Annotated in this window: 15 protein-coding genes and 2 pseudogenes; 10 read left to right on the top strand and 7 right to left on the bottom strand. The window is 60.5% G+C overall.

What is annotated here, in order from left to right:
- Positions 1-105 precede the first annotated feature (105 nt).
- Positions 106-225, bottom strand: a pseudogene (locus tag ABJN75_RS06905) (L,D-transpeptidase); the annotation flags it as partial.
- Here ABJN75_RS06905 and ABJN75_RS06910 point away from each other — a divergent pair.
- The 5 genes from ABJN75_RS06910 to ABJN75_RS06930 all read left to right on the top strand — a co-directional run bounded on the left by ABJN75_RS06910 (position 203) and on the right by ABJN75_RS06930 (position 4,613).
- Positions 203-472 carry a hypothetical protein gene (locus ABJN75_RS06910; protein WP_348438090.1) on the top strand — a complete coding sequence of 90 codons (270 nt, stop codon included), beginning with the start codon at positions 203-205 and terminating at the stop codon, positions 470-472. The pseudogene ABJN75_RS06905 and the gene ABJN75_RS06910 overlap by 23 nt on opposite strands.
- Positions 469-816: an IS66 family insertion sequence element accessory protein TnpB gene (tnpB, locus tag ABJN75_RS06915; RefSeq protein ID WP_085828814.1), complete on the top strand. Its 348-nt coding sequence runs from the start codon at positions 469-471 to the stop codon at positions 814-816. The genes ABJN75_RS06910 and tnpB overlap by 4 nt, the downstream gene beginning before the upstream one ends.
- 37 nt (positions 817-853) lie before the next feature.
- The gene (locus ABJN75_RS06920) at positions 854-2,377 is read left to right on the top strand and encodes an IS66 family transposase (RefSeq protein WP_348438092.1); all 1,524 of its coding nucleotides are present in this window, start codon (positions 854-856) and stop codon (positions 2,375-2,377) included.
- Between the two features lie 266 nt (positions 2,378-2,643).
- Positions 2,644-3,222 carry a TRAP transporter small permease subunit gene (locus tag ABJN75_RS06925; RefSeq protein ID WP_348438094.1) on the top strand — a complete coding sequence of 193 codons (579 nt, stop codon included), beginning with the start codon at positions 2,644-2,646 and terminating at the stop codon, positions 3,220-3,222.
- Positions 3,222-4,613, top strand: a complete 1,392-nt coding sequence (locus ABJN75_RS06930) for a TRAP transporter large permease subunit (RefSeq protein WP_348438096.1) — start codon at positions 3,222-3,224, stop codon at positions 4,611-4,613. The genes ABJN75_RS06925 and ABJN75_RS06930 overlap by 1 nt, the downstream gene beginning before the upstream one ends.
- A gap of 56 nt (positions 4,614-4,669) precedes the next feature.
- Here the strand turns inward: ABJN75_RS06930 and ABJN75_RS06935 are convergent, their stop codons facing one another.
- On the bottom strand, positions 4,670-5,764 hold the full coding sequence (locus ABJN75_RS06935) for a TRAP transporter substrate-binding protein (RefSeq protein WP_348438098.1): 1,095 nt from the start codon (positions 5,762-5,764) through the stop codon (positions 4,670-4,672).
- A gap of 410 nt (positions 5,765-6,174) precedes the next feature.
- Positions 6,175-6,891, bottom strand: a complete 717-nt coding sequence (locus tag ABJN75_RS06940; protein ID WP_348438100.1) for a spermidine synthase — start codon at positions 6,889-6,891, stop codon at positions 6,175-6,177.
- A gap of 550 nt (positions 6,892-7,441) precedes the next feature.
- Between ABJN75_RS06940 and ABJN75_RS06945 the strand changes: the two genes are divergently transcribed.
- Positions 7,442-8,938 (top strand): inorganic phosphate transporter, encoded by a 1,497-nt coding sequence (locus tag ABJN75_RS06945; RefSeq protein ID WP_348438102.1) that lies wholly within the window; start codon positions 7,442-7,444, stop codon positions 8,936-8,938.
- Between the two features lie 64 nt (positions 8,939-9,002).
- Here ABJN75_RS06945 and ABJN75_RS06950 read toward each other — a convergent pair whose 3' ends face one another.
- Positions 9,003-9,752, bottom strand: coding sequence for an SDR family oxidoreductase (locus tag ABJN75_RS06950; RefSeq protein WP_348438104.1), 750 nt, complete (start codon positions 9,750-9,752; stop codon positions 9,003-9,005).
- Positions 9,753-9,846: 94 nt separating this feature from the next.
- A complete protein-coding gene (locus tag ABJN75_RS06955) occupies positions 9,847-10,536 on the bottom strand; it encodes a GntR family transcriptional regulator (RefSeq protein WP_348438106.1) in 690 nt (229 codons plus the stop codon).
- 320 nt (positions 10,537-10,856) lie between these two features.
- Here ABJN75_RS06955 and ABJN75_RS06960 point away from each other — a divergent pair, with 320 nt between their 5' ends.
- The 3 genes from ABJN75_RS06960 (at position 10,857) to ABJN75_RS06970 (ending at position 13,761) form a co-directional block, all read left to right on the top strand.
- Positions 10,857-11,861, top strand: coding sequence for a TRAP transporter substrate-binding protein (locus ABJN75_RS06960; RefSeq protein WP_348438108.1), 1,005 nt, complete (start codon positions 10,857-10,859; stop codon positions 11,859-11,861).
- A 98-nt stretch (positions 11,862-11,959) separates the two neighbouring features.
- Entirely contained in the window at positions 11,960-12,454 is a 495-nt protein-coding gene (locus ABJN75_RS06965) for a TRAP transporter small permease subunit (RefSeq protein ID WP_348438110.1), read from the top strand.
- Complete coding sequence (locus ABJN75_RS06970; RefSeq protein WP_348438112.1) at positions 12,451-13,761, top strand: TRAP transporter large permease; 1,311 nt, start codon at positions 12,451-12,453, stop codon at positions 13,759-13,761. Before ABJN75_RS06965 ends, ABJN75_RS06970 begins: the two co-directional genes overlap by 4 nt.
- Positions 13,762-13,775: 14 nt before the next feature.
- Here the strand turns inward: ABJN75_RS06970 and ligA are convergent, their stop codons facing one another.
- A complete protein-coding gene (ligA, locus tag ABJN75_RS06975) occupies positions 13,776-15,881 on the bottom strand; it encodes an NAD-dependent DNA ligase LigA (protein ID WP_348438114.1) in 2,106 nt (701 codons plus the stop codon).
- A 151-nt stretch (positions 15,882-16,032) separates the two neighbouring features.
- Here ligA and ABJN75_RS06980 point away from each other — a divergent pair, with 151 nt between their 5' ends.
- Positions 16,033-16,680 carry a hypothetical protein gene (locus tag ABJN75_RS06980; RefSeq protein WP_348438116.1) on the top strand — a complete coding sequence of 216 codons (648 nt, stop codon included), beginning with the start codon at positions 16,033-16,035 and terminating at the stop codon, positions 16,678-16,680.
- 10 nt (positions 16,681-16,690) lie between these two features.
- Here ABJN75_RS06980 and ABJN75_RS06985 read toward each other — a convergent pair.
- Positions 16,691-16,906: pseudogene (locus ABJN75_RS06985) on the bottom strand (DNA repair protein RecN); the annotation flags it as partial.

Here is a 16,906-nt window from a genome sequence, read left to right on the forward strand (position 1 = left end):
GTAAGCGTCCGGCCTCGCTGCTCTGACGCGTCATAGAGTGTGTTGATAGTGTCCACCATTGCTAGTGGACATCTTGAGGGCAGATATGGCGGGTAAGAAGGGTCAGAAGAAGCGGTTCTGGTCGGACGAGGAAAAGGTGTCGATCTGCGCGCAAACACGCGCACCGGATGTTTCAGTCGCGCAAGTTGCCCGACGATACGCGATGAACACTAATCTGATCCACAAATGGCTGCGTGATCCCAAGTTTGCGCCTGATCCGGAGATTGTTGAAGAGCAAGCTGCTGAGACGCCGTGCTTTCTGCCGGTTGAGATTGTTGATCGGTCCCGGAACGGCGAACCAGCTTCAATCGCTGATCCCGCGCCCGTGCAGAACGCCATTGAGATCGACATTGCGGGCGGTCACCGCCTGAGGATCATCGGCAGCTATGACCCTGAAGCCTTGGCCCGGCTGATCCGGGGTCTCTCAATATGATCCCGGTTCCGGCGAACACGCGGGTCTGGCTGGCCGCTGGTGTGACTGACATGCGGCGGGGATTTACGACGCTGGCAGCTCAGGCGGAACAGACGTTGAAGCAGGATCCGTTCACGGGGCACCTGTTTGTCTTTCGTGGACGGCGCGGTGATCTGATCAAGATCATCTGGTGGGATGGCCAGGGCGCGTGTCTGTTCAGCAAACGCCTCGAGAAAGGTCGGTTCGTGTGGCCATCGGCCAAAGAGGGCAAGATCGCGCTGACCGCAGCCCAGTTGGCGATGCTTTTGGAAGGGATCGATTGGCGTTTACCACAACGCAGCTGGACACCACTCAAAGCCGGATAAATAGGCTCGGAACGGGCATGTGGGGATTCCTCTAAACATGCGGATCTGCTATGGTTCGACCATGCTGGATGTCGACAAAACCCTGCCTAAAGACCCCGATGAGCTTAGGCAGTTCACGGTTCTTTTGCTGGCTGAGGTGAGGTCCCAGGCGGTCCTAATTGAGAAGCTGCGGCATCAGTTGGCCGGTCAACGCCATCACCGGTTTGGGGCGTCATCAGAAAGCATCGAGCAGCTTCAGCTGGCACTGGAGACCAGCGAGATAGCTGTCGCAAAGATGACGGCAAAGCTGCGTCTTCCCGACGAAGAACCAAAGGATAAGCCAAAGCGCCGCCCGATCCCAGATCACATCCCGCGCATGGAAATCGAGCTAACCACCGGCGATGATGATTGCGTCCATTGCGGTGGTGGGTTGCGCCGTCTGAGCGAGGATGTGACCGAGGAACTGGAATACGTTCCCGGTCGGTTCATCGTGAACCGCATTGTGCGGCCGCGCTTTGCCTGCTCGGGCTGCGAGGCCTTCACACAAGCAGCGCTGCCATCGCGTCCCATCGAACGCGGGCGTCCGGGTCCTGGCCTGGTGGCTCATGTTCTGGTCAACAAATACGCCAATCACCTGCCGCTGTATCGCCAAAGCGGCATCTTCGAGCGCGACGGGGTCGACATTGATCGCTCCACGCTGGCTGACTGGGTTGGTAAATCCACGGCACTTCTGGAGCCACTCGCAGACGCCATCGGACGGCATGTGCTGGCTGGACAGGCCATCTTCGCCGATGACACCCCGGTCAAGATGCTGGCTCCCGGCACGGGCAAAACAGCGACAGCGCGGCTCTGGGCTTATGGCAGGGATGAGAGACCTTGGGGCAGCGTTACCCCACCGGCCAGTTGGTATCAGTTCTCGCCAGACCGCAAAGGGCAACATCCCAAAGATCACCTCGCAAAATATAAGGGCTGGATGCACGCTGACGGCTATGCCGGGTTCGAAGACCTCTACCGCTCTGGTGATATCCGCGAGGTGGCCTGCATGGCACATGTCAGGCGCAAGTTCGTCGACATCCATCGCGCCCAAGGCTCAGCTATCGCCGAAGAGGCAATCCAACGCATCGCGCAACTCTACGCCGTCGAAAAGGAAGCGCGCGGATCGCCGCCAGACCTGCGTGCCGAGATCAGGCAAGCGCAGGCAAAATCGATCTTCAACAATCTGGAAACATGGCTGCACGCCCAACTGCCCAGTATCTCTGGTAAATCACCGCTGGCAGGTGCAATCCGCTATGCCCTGACGCGCATGACGCGGCTGCGGCCCTACCTCAATCACGGCGTCCTGGAGCTGGACAACAACACTGCCGAACGCGCGATGCGCTCCGTCGCAATCGGGCGTAAAAACTACCTGTTCGTCGGATCACAAACCGGCGGCCGCGCCGCCGCTATCGCCTACACCTTGATCGAAACCGCCAAACTGAACGGTATCGACCCCCAGGCATGGCTGGCTGATACACTCGCCCGCATTCCAGACTACAAAATCAACCGTGTCGATGATCTGCTGCCATGGAAAACCGCTCAATAGGGCGGTCAGACCGGACGCTTACTTATCTGATGCGCCACACGTCGGAGATCGTCACTTATGAGCATTTCATGGCGGGCAGCAATTAATCGCGCGGGTTTGAAATCGCCGCTGAATTTGGTTGTGTACGCCCTTCCCCCTCTGATTGCATCCCGACGAAAGCAAAACGTGGCTTGTCTTTCTTAGAAGCATCGGGTTCTTGACTTTTGCGCCCCGCACTTTGATTGAAGGCCAGACAAAAAGCACAACGATGAAGTCGGAGGGAGAATATGCGTTTTCTTGCTGGAATTGCCACATCGATATGCGCGGTCAACCTTTTCATCGGCCGGACGTTCGCATGGCTGTCCCTGGCCATCGTGGTCGTCTGCTTCACCGTGGTGGTCCAGCGCTACCTGTTCTCTGTCAGCCATCTTTGGATGCAGGATCTTTATGTCTGGCTGAATGGTGCGATGTTTACCGCAGTGGCAGGGTTTGCGCTGCTTCGCGACGATCATGTCCGGGTGGACATCTTCTATCGGCCGGCAAGCCCCAGCAAACGCGCGGTAGCCGACCTGATCGGCGTGCTTCTGTTTCTGCTGCCCTTTACGTGGGTGGTTTACCAGTACTCGATGCCGTTCGTGACCCGCGCCTGGAGTTATCGTGAAGCGTCGGCGAATGTTGGCGGAATGCCCGGCCTCTTCATTCTGAAGAGCTTCATTATTGCCTTTGCCGCGCTGATCGCGCTTCAGGGCGTGGCGATGGCCATCCGGTCAATCCTGGTTCTTTCCGGCAATGAGCACCTGGTCCCAAATTCAATCCAGTACAAATCAGACCAGCGAATTGCTGATCTGGCCAAGGGAGACGCCTGATGGATCCGGTGATGTTGGGCGAAATCCTCGCCGCGCTGATGTTCTTTGGGGTGATCGGCTTCCTGCTGATCGGCTTTCCGGTTGCCTTCACGCTGGCCGGCGTCTCGCTGTTGTTCGGCGGCCTCGGAATGGCGCTTGGTGTCTTTGATCCGTCCAATTTCGGCTCCCTCCCCAACCGCTATATCGGCTTCATGACCAATGAGGTCCTGGTGGCGGTGCCGCTGTTCATCTTCATGGGGGTGATGCTGGAACGAAGCCAGATCGCGGAGCAGCTGTTGTTGACCATGGGCAAGCTGTTCGGCAACCTTCGCGGCGGGCTTGGCTTCTCAGTCATCCTTGTCGGCGCGATGTTGGCCGCCTCAACCGGCGTGGTCGGCGCGACAGTGGTGACCATGGGGTTGATCTCCCTGCCGGCAATGTTGCGCGCAGGCTATGATCCGAAGCTCGCAACCGGCGTGATCTGCGCCAGCGGCACCCTTGGGCAGATCATTCCGCCGTCAACCGTGCTGATCTTCATGGGGGACATGCTGTCGGGAATCAACAGCCAGGTGCAGATGGCCAAGGGCAATTTCGCTCCGGTGCCGGTTTCCGTCGGCGATCTGTTTGCCGGGGCCTTGCTGCCCGGTCTGCTGCTGGTTTCGCTTTACCTGTTCTGGGTCCTGTTCAAGGCGGTAACCGACCCTGCCTCCTGCCCGGCCACGCCGGTGTCGCCGGAGGAAAAGGGCGACCTGCTCAAGGAGGTTCTCGTTGCGCTGGTTCCACCGCTGTTGCTGATCCTTGCCGTGCTGGGGTCAATCCTCGGAGGAATCGCCACGCCCACCGAGGCTGCCTCTGTCGGCGCAGTCGGCGCGATGGTGCTGGCGGCTTTGCGCTGGCGCCTGTCCTTTGGCATTCTCAAGGAAACCGTCATTGCCACCGCGACAATCACCAGCATGGTGTTCGTCATCCTGCTCGGAGCGTCGGTTTTCTCGGTGGTGTTCCGGATGATGGGCGGCGACAACCTGGTCCATGAGTTCCTGAGCAATTTGCCCGGCGGTCCAATGGCTGCGGTTGCCATGGTGATGTTGATCATGTTCTTTCTGGGCTTCATCCTGGACACGTTCGAGATCATCTTCATCGTGATCCCGATCACCGCTCCGGTGCTGCTGGCGCTGGATGTCGATCCGGTATGGCTGGGCGTTCTGGTCGGGGTGAACCTGCAAACCTCGTTTCTGACGCCGCCGTTCGGCTTTGCCCTGTTTTACCTGCGCGGGGTGGCGCCTGCAGGTTTGCCCACCAGCGCCATCTACAAAGGCATCCTGCCCTTCGTGATGTTGCAGATCGTGGCAATTGCCATCCTGTTCCTGTTCCCCGAAATTGTTACCTGGTTGCCGCGCCTGGTGGCGGGATAGAGCAAAAAAGGCCCGGTGTTTCCACCGGGCCCTTTGATTTCGACTGAACGCGAACTTCAGTACTTGAGATACTTTTCGCGTGCGGCCACATAGGGCGAATCGATCTTTTCGGTGCGGGTGCGCACAAGGTTCAATGCCTCGATGAAGCTCTCGGTGGTCTTCTTGACCAGCGGGTCGGAACTGTTGCGCAGTTCCTCGACCACTTCGACCGACGCTTTTGCACCTGCTTCCATGATATCGTCGGGGAAGTTGCGCACGATCACGCCGTGATCGTCGACGAGCGTCTTGAGCGCGCGCGGGTCATTGGCGATGAAGTCGGCAGACACCTGATCGTATTCCGCCTGGCTGACATCACGGATGATGGCCTGCAAATCGGCGGGCAGTTCCTGATACTTCTTCTTGTCGACGACCAGTTCGGTCGCCAGACCCGATTCAACGAAGGACGGCATGTAGTAGTTCTTGGCGACCTGATAGAAACCAAGCGCCAGATCATTGTAGGGTCCGACAAATTCGGCAGCGTCGAGGGTGCCTGACTGCAGCGCCTGGAAAATCTCGCCAGCGGCCATGTTGGTGACCGTTGCGCCGAGCTTTTCCCAGACCTGGCCACCCAGACCCGGGGTCCGGAAACGAACGCCCTTGACGTCTTCGAGGCTTTTCAGCTCATCGCGGAACCAGCCACCTGTCTGGGTGCCGGTGTTGCCGGACAGGAAGCCCTGCACACCGAACTGGTCATAGATTTCATCCCACAATTCCTGACCGCCCATGAAGCGGACCCAGGCTGTCAGTTCCGGCGTCGTCATGCCGTAGGGAACGCCGGTGAAGAATGACAGGGCAGGTGATTTGTTCTGCCAGTAATAGGCTGCGCCATGGCTCATTTCTGCGGTGCCGTCGATGACCGCATCCAGAGACTGAAGCGGCGGAACCAGCTCACCTGCCGAATACACCTGAATGGTCAGGCGTCCGCCTGATGCAGCCGTGATGCGATCAGCCAGCCGTTGTGCGCCAACGCCAAGACCCGGGAAATTCTTCGGCCAGGTTGTGACCATGCGCCAGGTGATGTTGCCCTGGGCAATCGCGGGAGTTGCCAGACCCGTGGCAACCGCGCCCGCGCCCACAATCCCTGCGTTGCGAATAAAAGAACGGCGATCCATTGTGTTTCCTCCAAAATAGAAAAGGCTCGTGAAAAGTGTGTCTGACAACCTCATCGACACCCTTGCGAAAGACACATACTCTGCCGTCCGGGGACATGTCCATGCCAGAAAACGAGATGCACCCCCGCGACCGTAGCTCTCTGATTTCATATGTATCAGTAGCCAATCGGAATTAACCGGATTGAACTTTGCTGCTCACACTGCCACGCGATTCCGAAGAGCCCGGTTCAACAAACAGACAGCTTCATGCCAGGTGAGATTCGGGGAAGAAAAGCGGCTCTAAGAGGAAATCCGAAGCTTCGGTTGGAATGTCTGAAACTGTCATTTGAAAACGGTAAACCGCCAGCCCGTTCTTTGGCCTCATCTTAACCACTCGCGCATCTCCCAGCTCCCGGTCCCCAACCGGCCCCCTACCCCTTGCGCGCCAGATACACCGTCTGGGTGAACGGCTTGTCTTGTAGCGGGTTGAAAAACGTCACCGGTTCGGCCCAGGCTTCAGCGAACACCTGCGCCAGCCGTTCGGTGAAAGCCGCGTCGGTCCGCGCGTCGGACCAGAGAGCGAAAATACCACCGGGCTCGAGATGGGCGGCAAGCTTTGCGAGGCCTTCGGGCTGATAGAAGCTCTCGCTGCGGGCGTCGAGCAGCGCATCGGGCGAATGGTCGATGTCGAGCAGGATCGCGTCGAATTTGCGGCCCGGCTGGTCCGGATCAAAACCTTCAGTGCTCCGCGCCATGGCGAAGAAATCGCCTTCCAGCAACTGGCAGCGCGGCTCGGCTGTGAGCTCGGGGCCGAGCGGCAACAGGCCGGTGCGGTGCCAGTCGATCACGGCCTCGAGATACTCGACCACGATCAGCGATCCGGTCCGGGTCTCGTCGAGCGCAGCCCTGGCCGTATAGCCAAGCCCCAGACCGCCGACCACAACATCAAGCCCCTCGCCCTGACATGCCGCCAGCCCCAGTTCGGCCAGGGCAATCTCGGAGGCGGTGAACAGGTCCGACATCAGGTGCTCGTCGCCGAGCTTGATCTCGACGATGTCGACGCCCAGCCGCGCCTCGTAGCGGCGGCGCAGCACAAGCGCGCCAATCGGCGTCGGGCGATAGTCGAGTTCTTCAAACAATCGGCTCATCGGACTTCCTTTGCCAGACCGGGTGGCGGTGATCCGCCAGGCAGGTTGGTGTGCTGCCTGCCTTATCGGCTTTTGGCTCCGGCCTGACAAGCTGCGAAGGCGGCATCGAGCCCGCACACGCCTTTCCAAAAAGACTGGCCAACATCGCTCCCCCTCCCCGGCTACAGGCTTGGATGGCGCGCGAGAAACATCTTCGCTTCGGCCGCATCGGCTTCCGCACCTGATGGCGGTACCCGGTGATCACGCCCGGGGCGGGCGGTCACGGGCCTTTGGCAAGCAAGACGGCCGGTGAATTTTCATGAGATTTTGATGTTGCGGACAAAATTACATCTCGAGGCCGACACCCGACGGCGGGCACAAAAGCGCCCGATTGGGCAGAAATAGTGTCAGCAAGGCCGAAAAACCGCAATTGAAAGCGAAAACCCGTTGATACGTCCGGCAGCCGCTTGACTGACACACATCGGGCCGTCATCGACTGCACAACCAACGTCACCAGACTGTCACATTCGGCTCCGGGCCGAGTGGCGGAAAACGGGAAACATCACCACACATGGCTGACACCTACCGCAAGCCCACCCTCGACAAGGATCTCGACAAGTTCGCCACGATGGAGGAGGCCACCGGCCTGATCAACCGGGGCTTCGTCACGCCGGGTCTGGCGCTGGTCTTCATCTTCCTGTGCGCCATCATCGCAGGGGTATTCGTCACCGGCCAGCCGGGCGCGGTGGTGATCATCGCCGCCGCCATGATCGGCGCCTACATGGCGCTCAACATCGGCGCCAATGACGTGGCCAACAATGTCGGCCCCGCGGTCGGCTCGCAGGCGATGACGCTCGGCGTGGCGCTGGCGATTGCCGCGATCTTCGAAAGCGCCGGGGCGCTGATCGCCGGCGGCGATGTCGTCAACACCATCTCCAAGGGCATCATCGATCCGGCCGCGGTCTCCGATCCCGCCATCTTCATATCGGCGATGATGGCGGCACTGGTCTCGGCGGCGATGTGGATCCATCTCGCCACCTGGCTCGGCGCGCCGGTCTCCACCACCCATTCGATTGTCGGTGGTGTCATGGGCGCGGGCATCGCCGCTGCCGGCGTCGATGCGGTCAACTGGTCGACCATGGGCTCGATTGCCGCAAGCTGGGTGATCTCGCCGTTTCTGGGCGGGCTGATCGCAGCCGCCTTCCTCGCCTTCATCAAGACCGCCATCATCTACCAGGAAGACAAGATCGCCGCCGCGCGCCGCTGGGTGCCGGTGCTGATCGCCATCATGGCCGGCACCTTCTCGGCCTATCTGGCGCTCAAGGGGCTCAAGGCACTGGTTGATGTCTCGTTCAACATGGCTCTGATGATCGGGGCAGCGACCGCACTCATCAGCTGGCTCATCGCCCGTCCGGTGATCGCGCGGCAGTCACGCGGGCTTGAAAACCGCAACCAGTCGCTGCGAAAGCTGTTCGGCCTACCGCTGATCTGTTCGGCGGCGCTGTTGTCCTTCGCCCACGGCGCCAATGATGTGGCCAATGCCGTCGGCCCGCTGGCGGCGATTGTCCACACCGCCGAGTTCGGCGACGTCGCCACCAAAGTGGTGATTCCGCTGTGGGTGATGGCGGTCGGCGCCGTCGGCATCTCGCTCGGCCTGATCCTGTTCGGCCCGAAACTGATCCGCATGGTCGGCAACCAGATCACCAAGCTCAACCCGATGCGGGCCTATTGCGTGGCGCTGTCGGCCGCCATCACGGTGATCCTCGCCTCCTGGCTGGGGCTGCCGGTCAGTTCCACACATATTGCCATCGGCGCGGTGTTCGGCGTCGGTTTTTTCCGGGAATGGTACACGGAAAAATCGACCCGGCGGGCCGATTATGTCGCCCGTCACCAAATCAACCCGTCGCCTGAAGAGGCAGCCAAGGGCAGGCTGGCCGAACAGCGCCGGCGCAAACTGGTGCGCCGTTCGCATTTCCTGTCGATCATCGCCGCCTGGGTCATCACCGTGCCGGCTGCCGCCGTGCTCTCAGGCGTGCTGTTCGTGATCCTGCGCGCGACATTGAGCTGACGCTGCAGCTCAATGGTGTCGCGACAGGTGGCGCACGGGTCTCGATACAGGCGCGCGAAAACAGCTACGAAAAAAGTGTGCCGCCATTGATGTCCAGGCATGTGCCGGTCATGAACGCGGCCTCGTCGGATGCAAGATAGGCCACGAGATTGGCGACATCCTCCGACGTGCCCTCGCGTTTGAGCGGCGTGATCCCGGCAACATGCTTGCGGACTTCGGGCCTGGTGAAGACATTGTGGAAATCGGTGTCGATCATGCCGGGGCATACGGCATTGACCCTGACCCGGGGGCCGAGTTCCTTTGCCAGTCCGCGGGTCATGGTCATCACCGCGCCCTTGGAGGCGGCATAGGCAATCGCGCCCGGTCCGCCACCGTCCCGACCGGCCTGGGACGAGAACGGAATGATGCTGCTGCCTTCGGGCATGAACGGGACAACCGCCTTGACCACATGAAACAACGAGGTCAGGTTGAGAGCGATCACGGTGTTCCAGTGCTCGAGATCCATCTCGTCAAGCTTCTTGCGCGCAACCAGGCCACCGGTCACATGCGCCAGCACATGGATCTCGTCGCCAAAACGGCTTCTGGTCGCGCCGATGAGGGCATCGACATCCGCCGGGTTGGTCATGTCGCCCTGGCATGCGAAGGCATCACCGCCGGCCTTGACGATTTCGGCAACCGCCGACTCCGCGCCCTCGCCGCTTGAGTGATAATTGATCGCCACCCGCGCGCCGTCCTGAGCGAGCCGGATCGCGCAAGCACGTCCGATGTCACGTCCGCCGCCGGTCACGATTGCAGTCTTGCCGTTCAGTCTCATGGGAACTCCTCATTTTTCCGAAGCGCTGACACCAAACGGTCAAATCGCCTGAAAACTGGTATGGTAGTCGACCAGACTTGTCAAGCAGTCCGGTTCAATCCTCGAAATAGTCGCGGTGATTTTCGCGCGCCTTGGCCAGCGTCGCGTCCAGACGCGAAAGATGAAGCCGCGTGGACTCCGCCGCGCCGACTTCATCGCCCTTGATCAGGGCGCCGAGGATTCGGGTGTGATCCTGGAGAATTTGCGCCATGGCGGCGGCATCGGACAGTTCCAGCGTGCAGATCCTGTCGGTATGGGCCTTGTTCTCCGCAATCGTCCGGAAGGCCGGAAGGCAATTGGCGACAATGCAGATCAGGCGATGGAATTGATAATCGAGATCATGCAGCAGGGCGACATCGCCGGCCTCGACCGCCGCTTTCTGCAATTTCAGATTGGCCTCGATCTTTGCCAGACCTTCCGGCGAGGCCATCCTGCAGGCCCTTCGTACCACTTCAACTTCCACCGCCGCACGGATAAACCGTGTGTTCTCAATGTCCAGCAGCGAGATCCGTTTGACCAGCGTTGCCCGCTGCGGACGGATCTCGAGAAGGTTGAGGTCGCCAAGACGCAGAAAAGCCTCGCGCACCGGCTGGCGCGAGACATCGTACACCTTGGCCATTTCCACCTCCGACAATTTCGTGCCGGGCGGAAGCCGCAGCGCGATAATGTCGGATTGCAGACGCTCAAACACCTTGTCCGCAGTGGTCTGCCGCCTGGTTTCGTCTATGGGTGTTATCACATTCATTGTTCAACCTATTTCGCTGTCAGCACCGCCAACCCGAACCAATACCATACACAAACCCGACCTCGAAAGTGCCGCGTCACCGTGCCCCTGATTTGCCTCCGGAATCGGTACCGCCCGGTCGCTTCGCACACCGAAACACCCTGCATCGCACATGCACGGTCTGTCATTCCCCCATTCCAAACTTCTAATACTTATTACCATACTAGTCAACATTTTGCTTGACGCAACCGCGAACGGCGGTTTAGCTCAGTCAGGTTTCGCAAATTCATAGGCGCGCAATGGGGTTGTGTGCACGGAAGCCTGATCCAAGGGAGGAAGAAATGCCTATATTTGACATGACAAAAAAAACCGTCCTGAGCCTGGCGCTTGCCGCCGGCCTTTGCGCGGTACCGGCACTCAGTGCCCACGCAGAAGATCTGACGCTTCGCGGCGCCAGCATGTTTGACGAGAACCATGCCTTCACCAAGACGATGGTGAAATTCGCCGAACTGGTCGACCAGAATTACGATGGCGATGTGACATTCGACCTTCGTCTGAATGGCGAGCTTGGTGTCGAATCCGACTATGTGACCTTTCTTCAGCAGGGTGTGGCGATCGACTACACGATCATGGCGCCATCCAACATGGCCAGTTTCGCACCCTCCATCCCGCTGATGGACATGCCGTTCCTGTTCCGCGATCTGGAACACTGGAACGCGGTTCTTTCCAGCGATGTGCTGGCACCGCTCGAAGCCGAGCTTCTCGAAAAGGCCGACATCAAGATCATCGGATACACAGGCGGCGGAACCCGCAACCTGCTGTCCAAGGGTGCGATCAGCAATCTCGCCGACCTGAAAGGTCACAAGATGCGGGTGATGGGCGCGCCCATCCAGGCGCGGATTTTCGAGGCGCTGACCGCGGCCCCCTCGGCGATCGCCTACAACGAAGTCTACAACGCCATTCAGTCCGGCGTCATAGCCGGGTTTGAAAACGAGGCGGCGAGCATTCAGAACCTGAAGTTCTATGAAGTGGCTCCGAACGTGACGCTCACCCGCCACACCATTACGGTGCGTCCGATCGTGATGAGCGGCAAGACCTTCCGCAAGCTGCCGGAAGCGCTGCAGGCGGCGGTGATGCAGGCCGGAGCCGAAGCCGGGGCCTACGGCCGCGAGCTTGAATCGCGCGAGGACGGCGTCAAGCTGCAGGAAATGGTCGATGCCGGACAGATCAAGCTTCAGGAATTCGAGAACCGCGATCAATTGCTCGAAATGGTCAAGCCGGTTCAGGACGCCTACGCGACCGAACTCGGCGCCACCGATCTGCTGACGGCAATCCGCGCCAAGTAACCTGACATCCAGATCCGGTCGCCGGTGCAATCAACCGGCGATCGGACTTCTCACGCACCTCGTGAGTGTTTGCACCGTTCCTGGGAGGGGATCACGAAATGATCGGAAATGCTCTCGAAACATTTTGTCAGGGACTGAGGATTCTCATCGGCCTGCTCATGGCCGTGCTCGCCATCCCGGTGGGAATGCAGGTCATCTCCCGCTACACCGATCTGATACCGACATTCCTGTGGACCGAGGAACTCTCGACGTTCATTTTCGTCTGGATCGTCATGATCGGGTCGATGGTCGCGGTCTGGGAACGCACCCATTTCGACGTTCACGTCATGCCTGATGCATCGACGCCATTGGCGACCTTACTTCAAAACGGAACGGTTCAGGTGCTCATCATCATATTCGCGGTGTTGTTTGCCTGGTACGGCATCGAATATGCGCGGTTCGGCTACATCCAGAACTCCGTGATGATGCGCGCGAACCTGCTCGTGACCTACATCTCCGTACCGATCTCGGGACTGATATGGGCGCTGTTCGCGTCCTACCGTCTGCATGAATCCATCACTCAATACCGCCATGCGAGAGAAGCCCAGCCATGATCCTTTCAACAGGCCTCGCTACCGCCATTCTTGTCGGTGGCTTTCTGCTTCTGGTGCTCATCCGGGTTCCGGTCGCCTTCGCGCTCGGTATCGCCATCATCCCGATCGTCACGCTTGATATCCGGCTGACCCCGTTCATCATTCTCGACCGGATGTTCCAGTCCTACAACTCGTTCATTCTGCTCGCCGTGCCGTTCTTCCTGTTAGCAGCGAACCTGATGAATTCAGGCAAGATAACCGACAAGCTGATCGACCTGGCGAGGGTGCTGACCGGATGGATGCCGGGCGGGCTTGGCCACGTCAATGTTGCCGTGTCGATGCTGTTTGCCGGCATCTCGGGGTCCTCGACCGCCGATGCAGCCGGTTGTGGCAAGATCCTGATCCCGGCCATGGTCAGGGAAGGCTACGACGCCCGCTTCGCCATCGCCGTGACCGCCTGCTCGTCGGTGATGGGCGTGATCATTCCGCCGTCCATCCTGATGGTGGTGTGGGGCGGCGTCATGCAGGTCTCGGTGGGCGGCCTGTTCCTCGCCGGCGCCATTCCCGGGCTGATGATCGGCTTCGCGCTGATGGCAACGGTGTATGTCTATGCCAAGGTCTATGATTACCCGATTGCCGGCAAACCCACGCTTGGCGGGACCTGGACTGCCTTCAAGGGCGCCGTTCTGGCGCTTCTCACGCCGATCCTGGTGATTGGCGGCATCGTCGGCGGCATAGTCACGCCCACCGAAAGCGCCATCATCGCCGCTGCCTACGCGCTGGTCCTGGGCGTCTTCGTCTACCGCACGGTCACGATCCGCGATCTGGGCCACATTTTTTACGATACCGGCCGGTTTGCCTCGATCTCGCTGTTTGCCATCGGCACTGCCTCCGCCTTTGGCTGGATGCTGTCATTTTACAATGTGCCCCGGCTGATCGTCACATTCCTGACCAGCCTGGAGTTCGGCAGTTTCGGAACCGCCGTAATCATCGCCGCACTGTTCCTGTTCTTCGGCCTGTTCATTGACGCTATCCCGACCATCATCATTCTCGGCACCGTTCTCCTCCCCGCAGCGACCGCCGCCGAAATCCACCCGCTGGTGTTCGCCATCATCGGGATCGTGTCGCTTGCCTTCGGTCTGGTGACGCCGCCCTACGGGCTCTGTCTGCTGATTTCCGCGGCCATTGGCGGGCTCAATGTGGTCAAGGTTCTGCCCGACGTCATCATCATACTGATTCCGATGTTGTTGATCCTGCTGCTGATCATCCTGTTTCCGGAGATCGCCCTGATCCTGCCCAGGACGCTGATGCCGAACTCCTTCGGCTAGGCGGCCGCGTCAGCTCAGCCGACCAGTTCGAACCATTCCTCCTCGGTCATGGTGCGCACGCCCAGGCCTTGCGCCTTGGTGAGCTTCGAGCCGGCGCCCGGACCGGCGACCAGAATGTCGGTCTTTTTCGACACCGAGCCCGCCACCTTGGCGCCCAACCGTTCGGCCATCGCCTTGGCCTCGTCGCGGGTCATCTTTTCCAGTGCCCCGGTGAAAACAACGGTGAGGCCCGCGACCGGGGAATCCTGCGCCGGTTTTTCGGCTTCCAGGACGCTCAGTTGTTCGGTGAGCGCGTCCACCATGGCGATGTTGTGCGGCTCGCCGAAGAACCGGCCCACAGCTTCCACCACCGCCGGGCCAATGTCATCAAGCGCATCCATTTCCTCGGCTGCGGCCGCATCGCCGCCGGCAATCGCCAGCGCAGCCTCGTGCACGGAGGCCCAGTCACCATAGGCCCGCGCCAGGGTCTTGGCGGTCTGTTCTCCGACATGGCGGATGCCGAGCCCGAAGATCAGCTTGTCGAGCGCAATTTCGCGCCGCGCCTCTATGGCGTCGAACAGTTTTTGTGCCGAGGTATCGCCATAGCCGTCGCGGTTTTTCAGCCGCTGCAAACCATTGGCCTCGTCGCGCGCCTTCAGCGTGAAGATATCAGCCGGGGTCCGGATCGGCAGGCTCTTGTCATCATAGAAGAACTCGATCTGCTTCTCGCCAAGGCCGTCGATGTCGAAGGCCTTGCGCGAGACGAAATGCTTCAGATGCTCCTTGCGCTGAAACGGACAGGCGAATTCGCCCGAACAGCGGCGGATAACGCCTTCGACGCCGCCGGCGGTCTCCTCGCGCACCACCGGCGTCTTCAGCTCGCACGGACAGATTTTCGGGAACTCGAACTCGACCGCGTCATCGGGCGAAGACACCACGCCCAGCACCTGCGGAATGACGTCGCCGGCGCGCTGGATCTGCACCACGTCGCCGATCCTGACGCCGAGCCGGGCGATTTCCTCGGCATTGTGCAGCGTCGCATTGGTGACCACCACCCCGCCCACTGTGATCGGCTCGAGCCGCGCCACCGGCGTGAGCGCGCCGGTGCGGCCAACCTGGATATCGATGGCCGTCAGCCGGGTCGCGGCCTTTTCAGCCGGGAACTTGTGGGCAATCGCCCAGCGCGGGCTGCGCGAGCGAAACCCGAGACGTTGCTGCAGGTCGAGCCGGTCGACCTTGTAGACCACACCGTCGATATCATAAGCCAGATCGGCGCGGGCAATGCCGATTTCGTGGTAATGATCAATCAGCGCCTCGATGCTGTCGAGCCGCCTGGTCAGCGGATTGACCGGAAAACCCCAGTCATGAAATACCTCGATCATGCCGTGCTGGGTGTCAGCCGGCATCTCCGACATGTCGCCCCAGGCATAGGCAAAGAACCTGAGCTTGCGGCTGGCCGTCACCGAGGCATCAAGCTGCCGCAGCGATCCGGCGGCGGTGTTGCGCGGATTGACGTAAACCGGCTTGCCCTCAGCCGCCATGCGTTCATTCAGCGTCAGAAAATCGGCCTTGGCCATGTAGACCTCGCCGCGAACCACCACCACGGCCGGCGCGCCGGCGGGCAGCGTGTTGGGGATCTCCGAGATGGTTTTCACATTGGCGGTGACATTCTCGCCCGTGGTGCCGTCGCCACGGGTTGCGGCGGTGACCAGCTTGCCGTCCTCATAGCGGATCGACATCGACAATCCGTCGATCTTCGGTTCGGCGGTGAACGCGATCGAATTGTCCGGCAACTGCCCGAGGAAGCGGTAGACCGAATTGACGAAGTCGCGCACGTCTTCATCGTTAAACGCATTGTCGAGCGACAGCATCGGCACCTTGTGGGTGATCTTGCCGAAGCCTTCGGCGACAGCCGCGCCGACTTTGTCCGATGGCGATTCCGCCAGCTTGAGATGGGGAAACCGGTGCTCGATGGCAAGGTTGCGCTGTTTGAGCGCATCATACACAGCGTCAGAGACGATCGGCGCATCCTGGCGGTGATAGGCTTCGTCATGACGGGCGATTTCGGCCGCCAGCCGCGCGAGTTCGGCTTTCGCTTCAGCTTCACTCAACACGTCAACAGGCTTGGTCTCGTCACTCATCAGCTGCACTCCGGAATCGGAGTTTGTTTTAGCTGATATGGCGCGAATGAAAAGCCGGATGCTCGGCGCCGAGGATCAATCAGCGGTTAGGATTTCAGGCGTATACCGGAAAGCATGCGGATCTTGACGCCGCAACGGAGAAAGACGGGCAATGATTGTCGGCGGGAATGCATTCACTGAAGCCAGGGCAGCCACCGAACGGGCAACGCCTGTCAAGACATCCGCGACCGCAGCAGCGAGCGATGAGAGCGCGCCGGATCCTCTCGCAATGCTCGACAATTTCGTCGAATCGGCAGCCCTCAGCCGCAAGGCTTTCGCCGAGGACCGGCTCAAGCACCTCAAGGAACAGATGACCACGCTGGCGCTGTTCAATCTGGCGCCGGGTTTTCTGGCCGGTCATACCGCCCGGATGGCCAAGGACCTTGAATCAGCCGCCACCGATTTCGCCGCCTCGTTCAAGACGCTCGCGGGGCTCGAACAGGCGCAGACCCCGAACGGGTCACAAGCAGCAGCTCCGGCCGCAACCGGGGCAAACGCCCTGCCCCCGGCCTATCTCGACATTCTCAACGAGGAGCCGCCGGCAGGTTTCGATCTGAATAGTCAGGACGTGGAAACCGCGGCCAGCTTCATGACCACGGCGCACCAGTTGCGCGGTGTCGTCGAGATGATCTCGGAGGGGTCAAAGGACAAGGCCAGCCTGCGCTGGACCACCGATGGCGCGCGCCAATCCACCTCCCGCGTCGTCGATCTCATGGCCCGGCTCGAAGCGCCGTCGGCTTTCAACAAGGTCTTCTGGTAGGCCTGTCGCCCTACTCCGCCAGATCCAGCAGCCGCGCGGCTGCCGCCCGGGCTTCGTCGGTGACGTGCTCGCCCGCCAGCATCCGCGCGATTTCCTCGCGCCGCTGCTCGGCACCCATGGTGCTGACCCGGGTCGAGACGGTGGAGGAGCCCACTGTTGACGGCCCCTTGGCGATCAGCAGATGCGTGGCCGCACGGGCGGCCACCTGCGGTGCATGGGTGACCGA

It is taken from the genome of Hoeflea sp., assembly GCF_039975035.1.
In the GTDB taxonomy this organism is placed as follows: Bacteria; Pseudomonadota; Alphaproteobacteria; order Rhizobiales; family Rhizobiaceae; genus Hoeflea.

Excerpts from the sequence above, each read along its gene's own strand:
- ABJN75_RS06945 (WP_348438102.1), top strand. The coding sequence starts at position 7,442 with ATGGCTGACACCTACCGCAAGCCCACCCTCGACAAGGATCTCGACAAG.
- ABJN75_RS06925 (WP_348438094.1), top strand. The coding sequence starts at position 2,644 with ATGCGTTTTCTTGCTGGAATTGCCACATCGATATGCGCGGTCAACCTT.
- ABJN75_RS06980 (WP_348438116.1), top strand. The coding sequence starts at position 16,033 with ATGATTGTCGGCGGGAATGCATTCACTGAAGCCAGGGCAGCCACCGAA.
- ABJN75_RS06920 (WP_348438092.1), top strand. The coding sequence starts at position 854 with ATGCGGATCTGCTATGGTTCGACCATGCTGGATGTCGACAAAACCCTG.
- ABJN75_RS06940 (WP_348438100.1), bottom strand. The coding sequence starts at position 6,891 with ATGAGCCGATTGTTTGAAGAACTCGACTATCGCCCGACGCCGATTGGC.
- tnpB (WP_085828814.1), top strand. The coding sequence starts at position 469 with ATGATCCCGGTTCCGGCGAACACGCGGGTCTGGCTGGCCGCTGGTGTG.
- ABJN75_RS06965 (WP_348438110.1), top strand. The coding sequence starts at position 11,960 with ATGATCGGAAATGCTCTCGAAACATTTTGTCAGGGACTGAGGATTCTC.
- ABJN75_RS06970 (WP_348438112.1), top strand. The coding sequence starts at position 12,451 with ATGATCCTTTCAACAGGCCTCGCTACCGCCATTCTTGTCGGTGGCTTT.
- ABJN75_RS06910 (WP_348438090.1), top strand. The coding sequence starts at position 203 with ATGAACACTAATCTGATCCACAAATGGCTGCGTGATCCCAAGTTTGCG.
- ABJN75_RS06930 (WP_348438096.1), top strand. The coding sequence starts at position 3,222 with ATGGATCCGGTGATGTTGGGCGAAATCCTCGCCGCGCTGATGTTCTTT.
- ABJN75_RS06950 (WP_348438104.1), bottom strand. The coding sequence starts at position 9,752 with ATGAGACTGAACGGCAAGACTGCAATCGTGACCGGCGGCGGACGTGAC.
- ABJN75_RS06935 (WP_348438098.1), bottom strand. The coding sequence starts at position 5,764 with ATGGATCGCCGTTCTTTTATTCGCAACGCAGGGATTGTGGGCGCGGGC.
- ABJN75_RS06955 (WP_348438106.1), bottom strand. The coding sequence starts at position 10,536 with ATGAATGTGATAACACCCATAGACGAAACCAGGCGGCAGACCACTGCG.
- ligA (WP_348438114.1), bottom strand. The coding sequence starts at position 15,881 with ATGAGTGACGAGACCAAGCCTGTTGACGTGTTGAGTGAAGCTGAAGCG.
- ABJN75_RS06960 (WP_348438108.1), top strand. The coding sequence starts at position 10,857 with ATGCCTATATTTGACATGACAAAAAAAACCGTCCTGAGCCTGGCGCTT.